Source organism: Nostoc sp., assembly GCF_036918245.1.
In the GTDB taxonomy this organism is placed as follows: Bacteria; Cyanobacteriota; Cyanobacteriia; order Cyanobacteriales; family Nostocaceae; genus Nostoc.
The window spans coordinates 26,492-40,095 of the sequence record NZ_JBALEF010000036.1; the positions used below are offsets into that span (position 1 = coordinate 26,492).

Annotated in this window: 12 protein-coding genes and 1 pseudogene; 11 read left to right on the plus strand and 2 right to left on the minus strand. The window is 41.6% G+C overall.

Annotated elements, in window-relative coordinates:
- The first annotated feature begins 213 nt into the window (after positions 1-213).
- The 6 genes from trpB (at position 214) to V7L12_RS07715 (ending at position 5,665) form a co-directional block, all read left to right on the plus strand.
- Positions 214-1,449: a tryptophan synthase subunit beta gene (gene trpB / locus V7L12_RS07690; protein ID WP_335083564.1), complete on the plus strand. Its 1,236-nt coding sequence runs from the start codon at positions 214-216 to the stop codon at positions 1,447-1,449.
- A 31-nt stretch (positions 1,450-1,480) separates the two neighbouring features.
- Complete coding sequence (locus tag V7L12_RS07695; protein WP_335083566.1) at positions 1,481-2,638, plus strand: class I SAM-dependent methyltransferase; 1,158 nt, start codon at positions 1,481-1,483, stop codon at positions 2,636-2,638.
- 99 nt (positions 2,639-2,737) lie between these two features.
- Positions 2,738-3,025: a hypothetical protein gene (locus tag V7L12_RS07700; RefSeq protein WP_335083568.1), complete on the plus strand. Its 288-nt coding sequence runs from the start codon at positions 2,738-2,740 to the stop codon at positions 3,023-3,025.
- Between the two features lie 429 nt (positions 3,026-3,454).
- A complete protein-coding gene (locus tag V7L12_RS07705; protein WP_335083570.1) occupies positions 3,455-3,985 on the plus strand; it encodes a CAP domain-containing protein in 531 nt (176 codons plus the stop codon).
- A 411-nt stretch (positions 3,986-4,396) separates the two neighbouring features.
- Positions 4,397-4,945, plus strand: coding sequence for a CAP domain-containing protein (locus tag V7L12_RS07710; protein WP_335083573.1), 549 nt, complete (start codon positions 4,397-4,399; stop codon positions 4,943-4,945).
- 90 nt (positions 4,946-5,035) lie between these two features.
- A complete protein-coding gene (locus V7L12_RS07715; protein ID WP_335083575.1) occupies positions 5,036-5,665 on the plus strand; it encodes a ribonuclease D in 630 nt (209 codons plus the stop codon).
- Positions 5,666-6,298: 633 nt separating this feature from the next.
- Here V7L12_RS07715 and V7L12_RS07720 read toward each other — a convergent pair.
- Positions 6,299-6,745 (minus strand): annotated as a pseudogene (locus V7L12_RS07720) (rhodanese-like domain-containing protein); the annotation flags it as partial.
- A gap of 1,209 nt (positions 6,746-7,954) precedes the next feature.
- Between V7L12_RS07720 and V7L12_RS07725 the strand changes: the two are divergent.
- On the plus strand, positions 7,955-8,674 hold the full coding sequence (locus V7L12_RS07725; protein WP_334818851.1) for a response regulator transcription factor: 720 nt from the start codon (positions 7,955-7,957) through the stop codon (positions 8,672-8,674).
- Positions 8,675-8,787: 113 nt separating this feature from the next.
- On the opposite strand, the gene pdxA is transcribed toward V7L12_RS07725, so the two are convergent.
- Positions 8,788-9,882, minus strand: a complete 1,095-nt coding sequence (gene pdxA / locus V7L12_RS07730; RefSeq protein ID WP_335083577.1) for a 4-hydroxythreonine-4-phosphate dehydrogenase PdxA — start codon at positions 9,880-9,882, stop codon at positions 8,788-8,790.
- Positions 9,883-10,086: 204 nt separating this feature from the next.
- Here pdxA and petM point away from each other — a divergent pair, with 204 nt between their 5' ends.
- From petM to nblR, 4 genes are all read left to right on the plus strand, one after another.
- Entirely contained in the window at positions 10,087-10,191 is a 105-nt protein-coding gene (petM, locus tag V7L12_RS07735; protein ID WP_118167852.1) for a cytochrome b6-f complex subunit PetM, read from the plus strand.
- Between the two features lie 225 nt (positions 10,192-10,416).
- Positions 10,417-11,415, plus strand: a complete 999-nt coding sequence (locus V7L12_RS07740) for an SDR family oxidoreductase (RefSeq protein WP_335083579.1) — start codon at positions 10,417-10,419, stop codon at positions 11,413-11,415.
- A gap of 130 nt (positions 11,416-11,545) precedes the next feature.
- Positions 11,546-12,463, plus strand: a complete 918-nt coding sequence (locus tag V7L12_RS07745; protein ID WP_335083581.1) for an NAD(+) kinase — start codon at positions 11,546-11,548, stop codon at positions 12,461-12,463.
- Between the two features lie 323 nt (positions 12,464-12,786).
- Positions 12,787-13,473 carry a response regulator transcription factor NblR gene (nblR, locus tag V7L12_RS07750; protein ID WP_334818820.1) on the plus strand — a complete coding sequence of 229 codons (687 nt, stop codon included), beginning with the start codon at positions 12,787-12,789 and terminating at the stop codon, positions 13,471-13,473.
- Positions 13,474-13,604 lie beyond the last annotated feature (131 nt).

A 13,604-nucleotide genomic window follows, 5' to 3' on the forward strand; every position in this document is an offset into this window, starting at 1 on the left:
TACAGTGTACTCACAAGTTTCTTGACCTGCAATGCCATTGTTTCGGCTGACAATGCCATTACTCTCGTTCCCATGTTCTGCATGAGAATAAGAAAAGCCTCACCAAGCTAAGTTTTTACGACTAGTATTCTCCCATTCCCAATTCCCCATTCCCCAGATATGCTTCAGACTTTTCTATAATAATTAAGTCATTCACGTCATCAAAAACAGCCTGTGACTACCACTCCCCTATCTCCAAGTTCAACTGCTCAGGTTCCAGATACGCTAGGCCGCTTCGGACGCTTTGGCGGTAAGTATGTACCTGAAACGCTCATGCCTGCCCTTGCTGAATTAGAAACAGCTTATCAACAGTACCGCAATGACCCTGGTTTTCAAGCAGAACTACAGCAGTTGTTACGAGACTATGTAGGACGTGCGACACCATTGTATTTTGCTGAACGCCTGACCGCTCATTATGCCCGACCCGATCGCACCGGGCCACAAATTTATTTAAAACGTGAAGATTTAAATCATACTGGCGCTCACAAAATCAATAATGCCCTTGGTCAGGTATTGTTGGCAAAACGCATGGGTAAGCAGCGGATTATTGCCGAAACGGGTGCTGGACAACATGGAGTTGCTACAGCCACAGTTTGCGCTCGTTTTGGGCTGGAATGCGTAATTTACATGGGTGTTCAGGACATGGAACGCCAAGCTTTGAATGTTTTTAGAATGCGGCTGATGGGGGCAGAAGTGCGGCCGGTAGAGGCGGGAACCGGAACTTTGAAGGATGCTACTTCCGAAGCAATCCGAGATTGGGTGACAAATGTGGAAACGACTCACTACATCCTGGGTTCGGTAGCAGGGCCTCATCCTTACCCAATGATGGTACGTGATTTCCATGCAGTAATCGGCGAAGAAACCCGCGCCCAAGCAATAGAAAAGTGGGGTGGATTACCTGATATTCTCTTGGCTTGTGTAGGTGGTGGTTCCAATGCAATGGGACTATTCTATGAGTTTATCAATGAGTCTTCTATACGCTTCATTGGGATTGAGGCAGCCGGGGAAGGTGTCAATACCGAAAAACACGCAGCTACGTTGACAAAAGGACGAATTGGTGTATTGCACGGAGCCATGAGCTACCTACTGCAAGATGAAGATGGACAAATCATTGAGGCACACTCAATTAGTGCGGGGTTAGATTATCCCGGCGTGGGGCCAGAACATAGCTATTTAAAGGATACTGGTCGCGCTGAATATTATAGTGTGACGGATGCAGAGGCTTTGGCGGCATTTCAGCGATTATCGAAATTAGAGGGGATTATCCCGGCATTGGAAACAGCCCATGCGATCGCTTATCTCGAAACCCTCTGTCCTCAACTAACCGATAGTCCTCGGATTGTAATTAACTGCTCTGGACGTGGTGATAAAGATGTACAAACGGCAGCCAAATTATTATATCCAGCGTAAATCTACATAAAATATTTGGGATAAAACAATAATGGATCGACAATTCCAACACCCAATGTTACCGCAACCCACTCACGACGAGTTGGCACGCCAAAGCTTTGTGCAAAGTATGAAAATGCACATTTTCAAGAATATCCTTCCTGGTAATAAGGAAGTTTATGAAAAACTAGCCAAGCCGAAGTTTGAACAAGAACATCAGCGTCCTCCCCAGAATCGTTATGAAATTCGGGAAGTAATGCAGCACGAACCCTACTATCGCTGGACTAGTGCCCTGAAGCGCATCAACCAAGAAATGTTATGGGATGCTGTAAATGCCAACGTTGACAGACAACTGCCAGAGCTGATAGAGCGTGCCAAAGATAAGGGCGGTGAACTGGGTACTCTAACCCTCGATCCAAATTTTCAAATACCTACTTATCAAAAGGCTGTAGACATTCACTGTATGCCCGGAGGATATCACAGTGAATTTACTGCTGATGATGTCGCAGCCGGTGCAACCTACGATCGCGGCGCTTACGTTTATGGACTAGGTTGGTTGGGGCCGCTCAACGATGATCTGGGGCTATCTATAGTCCAAAACTACCTTTTAGCAGAGTTTCCCAACTTTCGACCGAAAAAAATCCTTGATATGGGATGTTCTATTGGCAATAGCACATTACCTTATGTCGATGGTTTCCCAGATGCAGAAGTCCATGCCATAGATATAGGTGCATCTATACTGCGTTATGCTCATGCAAGAGCCGAAGCCTTGGAAAAACGGGTACACTTCTCTCAGCAAAATGCCGAACACACTAACTTCCCCGATGAATCATTTGACTTAGTGGTTTCTCATATTTTGTTGCATGAAATTCCCCCGTCATCTGTGCGTAAAGTTATGCAAGAGTCTTATCGTCTACTGGCTCCCGGTGGGATGATGATTCATCTAGAAGCACCCTTATATCATCACATGGATGTTTATAGACAGTTTATTTCTGATTGGGAAACTGCTAACAACAACGAACCTTTCTGGAGTGCTGTACGCGATTTAGATTTGGTGCCGCTAGTTACTGAGGCTGGTTTTGCAGCAGATAAGACATTTGAGAAATTTGTCCCCAATGGGGCATGGAAAGCAAAAGAAACTAATGGTATGTTCCAAAATCAGAACTCAGCCACCCAAGGCACTTGGTTTGCGGTTACTGCAACAAAGTAAGCTGAGGAAGTGATAGCAATTCGTAATTGAGAAAGTCAGATTTTATCTGGCTTTCCTCGTTTTGTATGTCTAGTCTTATTTTTGGAGAATTGGTAGTAGATGACAAAAATAGCCAAGGGTAAACGACCTGTTTACTTAGAAAATCCCCAAACTGATAAATTGTTAGCGATCGTTATGGCTTTGACTGGTAAGGTGTCCGTGCTGCATGAGCGGCTAGACACCATTGAACGGTTGCTAGAGGTGAAAGGTATTTTATCGGCTACTGAGATTGAAGCTTACGAGCCGGATGCCAAAGTAACCAAGGAACGGGAACAGTGGCGTGCAGAATATATTGCACGGGTGTTGCGCGTGGTACAGGAAGAGTTAGAAACTCTCAAACCAAGCTAGTTGAAATCACGTAGACATTTCACTGAATAAATCTAGCCTATTTATTTTCCACATTCCGTATCTTTAACTATCACAATCGGTTTTTACTGATTTACTGTATATATACTAAGTTATTGAATATACCTAAAAACAGTAAAGTAACTGAATTTTAAAGGTGAATAAGCATAATATAAAACTAAAATTTATAAAAAATTTAGTAATTACACTACTATATGACAGCTAAGTGCGGAATATGGATACAAATAATCATACTAATAGTAGAAGACGATAATTGATTAAATAGCACTATTTTTGTGTAAAATAATGAATTTAAACGTTTACTGGTAGTTTTTGAACAAAAAAGCTTACAAATAGAGCTATATAGACCTATAAGCAATTTGTCACATTGATATTAGTTGGTTACATTGTCTAAAACTTTACTTCTAGCAAATGATTAAGCCAATAATTTACAGCGTTGCTTTAGGCACTATGATTCTCAGTAGTGGAGCGATCGCTACTCCTGTAACAAATCCAGCTTTCACGCCGATGAATTTAGATGTATCAAATGATACTGTACAAATTGCAGCATCTAGCATCGACACTGCTGCTCTAGAACAGTCGATTTTTAACCAAATTAATAACTACAGAATTTCCCAAGGGCTATCAGCACTGACTCGTAATGCTGCCATCGATAATCAAGTGAGGATTCACAGTCAGAACATGGCTAATGGTACTGTTGCTTTTGGACATACTGGATTTTCAGAACGTGTTAAAGCAACCCGTATTTCTTACAAAGCAGCTGGTGAAAATGTCGCTTACAACCAGGGATATAGCGATCCTGCCACAATAGCTGTTCAAGGCTGGCTCAAAAGTCCAGGGCATCTTGCCAATATCAGAGGTAATTATAATCTGACGGGGATTGGTGTTGCCAAAAACAGTCAAGGCGCAATCTACTTCACACAAATATTCATTCGCTCATAAGTTTGACGCAATGTGCAATTTAATATTCTGACCTCACTTCCATTCTTCTCTGCGGTAAAGAGAAAGGCTTTGAAAGCAAGGGGCTGAGAAATGAAGTTTGAGTAAAAATTGCACGCAGCGTTAAATTTAAGAAAATTTAGGTTTTTTCTGAAATTTCCCAGACTTCAACCTGTGAGCAAAGCTTTTGCGAGATATTTCATGAAAATTTTAAATTATCAGTAAAATTAACCGTGATTTTCATGAAGCTGACCTATTGAAATACTGACAATTGCAAATGATTGTTTGTGTTACTTGTAAAGGATATAGCCAAATTGCCGAAATTCATCATTACTTAACAGTATTGTGGTATATAATCTCGGAACAATAAGGTAGAGTAGAAGTCTTATATCTCTACACATTACGCAATTCTCCATGTTCCGACAAACTGCTTTTGGCATCGCTTTAAGTGCGCTTGTCCTTGCTAGTGGATTAACGACTGCTCCGATACCAAATCATACTTCTACGAATACATCCACCCGTAATAAGCTGTTGTCGCTTTTTTCTAGTCAGGTTGCAATATCGACTCCTACTTTTAAAACTACTGAGTTAGAAAAATCAGTATTTGACCAAATTAATCGATATCGGGTTTCTAAAGGGCTGCCAAAGTTGACCTTAAATGTAAATTTAACTCGACAGGCAAGAATTCATAGTCAAAATATGGCTAAAGGCAAAACCCCATTTAGCCATCAGGGATTTGAAGGGCGAGTCAAAGCTATCCCGATTCGCTACAACAGTGCAGCGGAAAATGTTGCTTTTAATCGGGGATATAGCAACCCCGTAGAGGAAGCTGTTACTGGTTGGATCAAAAGTCCCGGACACCTAAAGAATCTTAAAGGAAATTATAACCTGACTGGAATTGGCGTTGCTACTAATAACCAAGGCGAAGTCTACCTGACACAGATGTTTTTTCGCACTAGGTAGATTTAATTTCTGATTTTTTTGCACAATAATAATGTAGTGTCTGACAAGACTTTTTTTCTGCTGGACACTGCTATTATTTTTGAAGAATTGATGACATTACCAGATTTTCAGGTGAGCGATCGCGACCTCAGTGACGCAGCCCTTAGCCAGTATTTAGAATCTACAACGATCGCAGTTGATACAGAAACGATGGGATTGTTGCCGTTGCGCGATCGCTTGTGTCTCGTCCAGCTGTGCAATCTTGAAGGGAAAGTGACTGCAATCCGCATAGCCAAGGGACAAGCTGACGCTCCCAACTTAAAAAAACTCTTGGAAGCAGTCAATGTTGTGAAAGTGTTTCACTTTGCTCGATTTGACTTGGCCACTTTGAGAGCCAATCTGGGTATTCAGGTAGGGCCGATTTTTTGCACCAAAATTGCCAGTAAATTAGCCCGTACTTACACAAATCGCCACGGACTCAAAGACGTGGTACAAGAGTTAGAACAAGTGGAACTAGATAAAAGCTCTCAAAGTTCTGATTGGGGTAACGCCCTTAGCTTATCTGAAGCTCAACTATCTTATGCTGCCAATGATGTGCGCTACTTACTTAGTGTACAGCAAAAGTTAATACAAATGCTCAAACGAGAAGAACGCTGGCAAATTGCTCAAGAATGTTTTGAATTTCTACCAACGATAGTTTCTTTAGATTTATTGCAATTTAAGGATTTGTTTGAACACTGATCAAACCGTAAACCTATTGCAAAAGTTATTGATCTAGAGGACAAATATCAGTATACAGAATATTCTGTCTTCTGATCGGAGCTTCGGAGTCTCTGGCTCCATTTGGGAATTGTGACTTTTCTGCTGATCAAAAATCGAGATTAGACCTCTTGGAAAATTTTCTAACACCCCACCCCTAACCTCTCTTCACTATCAAAGAGGAGATTTGACGTTAGTTAAAGGCAGAGTGGGGTTCTTATGCTTGATTTATACAAGAGGTCTATTCGCTAATTTTCTAAGTTATTTTTTGCCTAAGAGCCAACATTGGAATCATTCAGTGTCTCTTGGAGTTTTAGATTCACTAATGCCTTCTTTGACATTACTGGCTCCCTCTTGAATGCCTTCTTTGACATTACTGGCTCCCTCTTGAATGCCTTCTTTGACATTACTGGCTTCCTCTTGAATGCCTTCTTTGACATTACTGGCTTGCTCTTGAATGCCTTCCTTGAGATTACTGGTTCCCTCTTGAATGCCTTCTTTGACATTACTGGCTTGCTCTTGAATGCCTTCCTTGAGATTACTGGCTCCCTCTTGAATGTTTTCTTTGAGCTTACTGGCTCCCTTTTTAATAGTTTCCGTCGCGCTAGGTCCTCCCTTTGGCTGATTTTCTTGGTGATTTTTTAGCCGATCTACAACATTGTACTCATCTGCACCTGCGGCAGTTTTTGATTCAACAATCCCTTCTGTTGGGCCACCGATCGTCTTCCATGCGCCAAGACCACCTTTAAGTTGGGAGACATGCTCAAATCCATTAGAGCGCAGTTGTTGTACGGCTTGGGCAGTTTCTTGTTCGTTGGCACCGTAAAGGTAAATGTCACGGCTCTTATCTAAAGAAGCTACTGCACGCTCTACCAATTCATCTGCGGGCATTGGCATTGCTCCCATAATGTGACCTTCGTTGTAGGTCGGGCGATCGCGCACATCCAAGATTGTAAAAGCTGGTTCACCCCATTCCAGACGAGTCTTTAGGACATGAGCATCAGTTTGTGCTTCTATTGGTGGTTGTGGGGGAATGATGCCGCCGACTAAATTATTAACCATAATTTTTCATTACTGACGATAATAATAGCAATTTAGCGAACTGAAGATATTTAATTGATCTTTCTCTGGTATGAATATCCTCAAACTCTCTCCTCAGATAGACTGAGTAGTTTCCAGAAATTCTACCAATTAATCCATTGTAAATAACGCCATTTGAGAGTATAACCATATTTCTTTTGAAATCTAATTCAATATATTTAAAGTTGAGATTTTTGATATTTTAGTCATTTAGATATTTTTAATTTTACTAAATTCCTCATAAATCGAGAAAAACATTAGTTTAAAATGAAGAATATTTAGCGATAAATATAGTAATTGATACCTTTTTAATATCAGCGTAGGCGTAGCCCGCCGCAGGCATCGCTAATAATGTCTCCTCAATCTCCTGCGACGCTTGTAGAGTTATATACAGCAGATTATAAGTTTGTAAGGTACACAAGCTAAATCTGTTAACCAGATATAAAGGGTGTTTTACTTCTGTTAGCGCAGCGGGGCGTAGCCAATTCTAAATTCTGCTGTCAGCAGCACTATTGAGGCAAGCTACCAGCAATTTATTGACATCATACATATTGCTAGAGCAATTCTTTTTGCTGTTGCTTTTGTCTGTTAAAGCTGGTTTTGCTGCCCTATATACCTTCTGGGGATGCTTTGGGTCCTTGGCTTGTCATAGTCTCAGGCTGAAACTTGTAGTATAGTATATGCTTAAGAGGGCAGCTATATGTAAATGCACCAGGGTAGATTTTCGTAGACCTTCTTCAAGAGAAGAAACCTATTGGTTATAGTACAGTCGAGTAAGTAGGAGTTGAGAATCTAGATTGGCTGATAAGTTAGTTTGTGAGCCTTTTTAGAGACCTAATTAATCAGGGAGTGCGTTACTCTTTTAAAGTTGTAGCAATTGCCGTCGCTTCTGGATGTGTCTTTTGACTATTTGCGGATACGGAAATGGGTTTTAATTACACTTATCCAAAATGTAAAAGCTTGATATTATACAATACAAATTTCAAATTATGCAAAAATCATGCGATAATTATAAATTTTATCGGCATGAGAATGGCTGAGGTTGTTATAAGCTTCATGGAAATTAAATGTACACAAGTACTACAGTAGCGATAGTACTCAGCAAAGACGCGCCTAAATAAACTCTCAATAGAAACACGTAAAGTAAAACTGGTGCAACAGCAAATCGCCCAATCTACAATAGACAGCATTATGGTTATGGTTACTGCTACTACTCCCAAAATTATGATCGTTGATGACGACTTCGGCGTCCGAAATCTCGTCTATCGTTTTTTAAGTCGGAAATATCAAATAGAGTCGGCAGCAGATGGTAGGACTGCCTTATCGTTGTTTGAACAATTCAACCCAGCTTTAGTAATTCTGGATTGGAATTTGCCGGATGTTACTGGTTATAGCCTTTGCCAAGAAATGCAGAGTCGTACTAATGTTTTAGTACTGATACTAACTAGTAGGACTGACGAGGCTGATAAAATTAAAATCTTAAGCGCAGGTGCTGATGATTTCATGACTAAGCCATTTAGTCTTGCAGAAGTTGAAGTTAGAGTAGAAGCTCTTTTGAGGCGGATACGCTACATCAATCCCTCCCCAACACAACGTATCGTTTTCAAGCAGCTAGTAATTAATCCAGAGGGCCGGGAGGTAACACTTAACGATAAAACTCTTGCCTTAACAGCGCTGGAATTTAATATCTTACATTTTTTGGCAAGTCATCCTAATCAGGCTTGGAGTCGTCCACAGCTAATCCAACAAATTTGGGGTTGCGACTACGTAGGAGATGGCCGGGTGGTTGATGTGCATATTGGTCAGCTTCGCAAAAAGATGGAAGTCGATCCCAGCATACCGGAGTTTATTAAAACTGTGCGAGGCTATGGTTACAAGTTTGAAGCGCCCGACGAGAATACTAGTTTTTAAAGCTATCACAGAGGTGCAACAACACTGAAAGAAGAAAGAAATGCTTAACTTAACCATATTCAGAACTGATTTGGTCGTGTCTTGACGATTTTAAGCAAAGCTACACTTAAAGACTATTCATTATTTTTCTTAGCCAATCTTTGACTAACCAACTCAGCCGCTAAATGTATAGCTGCTTTCATACTCGTAGCATCAGCAATTCCCTTACCCGCAATATCAAATGCTGTTCCGTGATCTGGTGAAGTCCGAACGAAAGGAAGACCAATAGAAGTATTAACTGCCCGATCAAATGCCATCAGCTTCACAGGAATTAAGCCTTGGTCGTGGTAAAGTGCCAAGTAGCCATCAGCAGGATTTTCTACTAAAGAATTTCCATACCAAGCTTGACCAGGTTTAACCCACATTGTATCTGGCGGTATTGGCCCATCTAGTTGCAATTGTGGTCGGTTTTGCCGCTCTTGCTCTAACCAGGGAATTAACCAATCTTGTTCTTCATGTCCAAGTTGTCCCTGTTCGCCACTGTGAGGATTTAACCCGGCGATCGCAATTCTCCCTCTATATATACCAAAATCTTTCTCCAAGCACTCCACCAGCAAATCCAGTTTTTGTGTCAACAACTGCGGTGTCAACACATCGGCTACTTGACGTAGGGGAATATGTGTGGTTGCTAGTATTGCGCGGAGTGTCCAACCAGTATGAGGCGATCGCGCTACGAATAACATCCCAAAACGGTCAACACCTGATTTTTGTGCCAAAAGTTCCGTTTGCCCTGGATAATTATAGCCTGCGGCTTTCCAAGCAGATTTAGCGATCGGCCCTGTGACAATAGCATCAAATTTACCAGCCAGTGTTTGAGTGATCGCATATTCCATATATGCAAAACTAGCCGCACCACTAGCTGCATTACCTATTCCTGAAATAATTTGATCTTTAATTTTTCCATCCAACTGCACATCGCTGACTGACAACTCATCTGGACTTGCCAAAGCTACTAAATTCTCAGTTAAATTCAGTTTGTGATAAATCTGTGCGAGCAAATCTCCGTTACCCACTACTGTAACGTCATATTTTTTACGAATTTCTGGATCAGCTAAAGCTTTCAAAATCACCTCCGGCCCAATCCCCGCCGGATCTCCCAGCGTCAGCGCCAAACGCGGACAATTTTCTTTTACAAAACTTATTAAACTACCTTGATTATTTTGATACATAAAATCTCTTCATAATTATTAGCATTAAATTTTCTGAATCTAGCGATCTCTCTTCTCCCAACAGTAGGGATTGCCCCCCAAGCCAGTAGGGATTACCTGCTAAACTAGTTTAAAATTATTTACACAGGTCTAATCCTAGCAACTATTGAAAAGCTTCTAGTAGACCTAGTTTACACACCACTTTGCATAAGGAGAATCATACTAATGGGCGGCGAACTTTTGAATGCAGCTCTATTGTCTTTCGGTTTAATCTTCGTGGGCTGGGGCTTAGGCGCGTTGTTACTGAAAATTCAGGGCACAGAAGAATAATTAAGTGCTGAGTGCTGAGTTAGGAGTTAAAAGTTATTATTCTCCCTATTCCCCACTCCCTTTTTCATCGAAATGAGAAAAAAGCTTGTCCGTTAACCGGACAGCTATTTTTTCATGAGTCTATCCAAATAAATTGATTTTCTGAGAAAAGATGTAAACTTTTGTTTGCATAGGTTATTCTGATAACATTCTTTTCATAAAACATTAAAATTTATTACAACCCTCATGACATTATTAATCGTCGGTGCCACTGGCACCTTAGGAAGACAAGTGGCTCGTCGTGCTATCGATGATGGATATAAAGTACGCTGTCTTGTCCGCAGCAGTAAAAAAGCAGCTTTTCTTAAAGAATGGGGTGCAGAACTTGTCCCCGGAAATTTACGTTACCCCGATACCCTAACGGAAGCATTAGAAGGTGTAACCCAAGTTATTGATGCCTCAACATCTCGCCCTACAGATTCACTGAGTATCAAACAAGTGGACTGGGAAGGCAAAGTAGCATTGATTCAAGCAGCAAAAGCAGCAGGTGTCGAGCGTTTTATCTTCTTTTCAATTTTAGATGCTGATAAATACCCAGAAGTGCCGCTAATGGAAATTAAGCGGTGTACAGAACTATTCTTGGCTGAGTCAGGCTTGAATTATACTATCTTGCGGCTAGCTGGGTTTATGCAAGGTTTAATCGGTCAGTATGGGATTCCCATTTTGGAAGGACAGCCAGTTTGGGTAACAGGTAATTCTTCTCCCATCGCCTATATGGACACTCAGGACATTGCTAAGTTTGCAATCCGAGCATTGAGTGTACCAGAAACGGAAAACCAAGCTTTTCCTGTAGTCGGTACTCGTGCATGGAGTGCAGAAGAAATTATCAACCTGTGCGAACGCTTATCTGGAAAAGATGCCAGAGTAACGCGGATGCCAATAAACTTACTGCGTGCTGTGCGGGGTATTATGCGATTCTTTCAGTGGGGATGGAACGTAGCAGACAGACTGGCATTTACAGAAGTATTGGCTAGTGGTAAACAGTTAAATGCTTCAATGGATGAAGTATACACAGTGTTTGGTTTAGATCCGCAACAAACCACAACCCTAGAAAGCTATCTACAAGAGTACTTCAGCCGAATAATGAAGAAACTCAAAGAGGTTGACTACCAAAAAAATAAAAATAAAAAGCAGAAACCTAAAAAAACTCCTTTTAAACAATCTTCAAAAGCCAACAGTCAATAGTCATTACAAAACAGACATGAGTCGTAAAACTCTAGACTCTGGATATTTGACTCTAGATTAATGACTACATGACCAAAAATGTGTAACGATTACATAATACAGAGCATCGCCTAAAATTGGATATTTGAGTGTGCCGAAAGCAGGCATTATCTACAATGACGTTAAACCGATAGCGGGCCGTGTCGCTATTGAGTTGAAAGACAAGCTAACCGCAGCCGGTTGGAATGTATGTATCACATCCAGTATTGGTGGTATACTGGGCTACCCTAACCCGGAGAGTCCTGTGTGCCACACCCCCATTGACGGTCTGACACCCCCTGGTTTTGACTCAGATATGGAGTTTGCAGTGGTATTAGGGGGAGACGGCACTGTTTTAGCAGCGTCTCGTCAAGTAGCACCCTGTGGTATTCCACTGCTAACAGTGAATACCGGCCACATGGGATTTTTGACAGAAACTTTCCTGAATCAATTGCCCCAAGCACTAGAACAGGCGATGGCGGGTAAGTATGAAATTGAAGAACGAGCCATGCTCACCGTTAAAGTGTTTCGGCGAGATTCAGTGCTGTGGGAAGCTCTGTGCTTGAATGAAATGGTGCTGCACCGGGAACCTTTGACCTCTATGTGCCATTTTGAAATTGCCATAGGGCGTCATGCGCCAGTAGATATTGCGGCGGATGGTGTAATTGTTTCTACGCCTACTGGTTCTACAGCTTACTCGTTGAGTGCTGGTGGGCCAGTGGTGACTCCTGGCGTACCTGCTTTACAGCTAGTACCCATTTGTCCCCATTCCTTAGCTTCTAGAGCATTGGTATTTCCAGATACTGAATCGGTGAATATCTACCCAGTCAATATCCCTCGGCTGGTAATGGTAGTAGATGGGAATGGAGGGTGCTATATCTTACCAGAAGATCGAGTATATATGGAGCGATCGCAATATAGTGCCAGATTTATTCGCCTACAACCGCCTGAATTTTTCCGAATTTTGCGAGAAAAATTAGGTTGGGGTTTGCCACATATAGCTAAACCAACTTCGGTAGAATTGCCGTAAGCATTGGGCATTGGGCATTGGGCATTGGTTATTAATTCTTTTCCCTCATCGCCCTCATCAACCTATTCTCCATGCCCTATGCCCCATGCCCCATTTGCTGATTTCCTTCCAAAATTACTGGTATGGAGATGGAATTTGGAGTTAGTTATTAAGATTGCATCGGAGAATTCGATAGCTGACACCTGAACGTGCTAAAACATCCTTAGCAGCGCGTCAAATCAGGATTGCTACATCACTAAAAGCTCGTAATTGCACTTTATAACTGATGTAAAGATTTTCTCTGGAATATCTTTACAATCCCGAATCCAATATCCCAAATTGTTATGACAGTTGCTCAAAGTCCTTGTGTTTTGGTGATTGAAACCGATGAGAGCCTAGCAAATCAGCTTTCTTGCGATTTGCAAGAAGCCGGTTATGAATCAATTTTGGCTCATGATGCAACGAGTGGTTTACAACATTGTCGCGATCGCCAGCCTGCTTTAATTGTTTTAGACCGGATGCTAGCAGGAGAATCAGGACTCTCATTGTGCAAAAATATGAGAAGCACTGGTATGCGATCGCCTGTATTGATTTTAATGGCAAGGGATACAGTTGATGATCGTGTAGCTTGTATAGAAGCTGGAGCGGATGATTACATCCTCAAACCTTACCGCTCTGAAGACTTTTTGAAGTTGATTCGCCTCTACTTAAAACCCGATGTGGATACCACGGAGCAATTACGCTTTGGGGATTTAATTTTAGACATAGCAACTCGCCGTGCCATACATAACGGGCGACCAATTGACCTGACAATGAAGGAATTTGAACTATTAAAATTCTTAATGGAACATCCCCGTGAAGTGTTAACCCGTGAACAAATTCTAGAAAATGTTTGGGGTTACGACTTTCTGGGTGAATCGAATGTGATTGAAGTGTACATCCGTTACTTGCGGTTAAAAATCGAAGATGAAGGTCAAAAGCGCCTCATTCAAACAGTGCGAGGCGTAGGGTACGTTTTAAGAGAATCCTAGTATACTGTAGCGGGAGTTTGCCTATCTCCTTGCCTCATTCCCAGTTTCAGATGGGAATGCTTTCTTTTGGTGTTGCTACCTCCCACCCAAGGGGTTTTTCTGCCTACAACACTGTAAAATTGAAGTCTAAA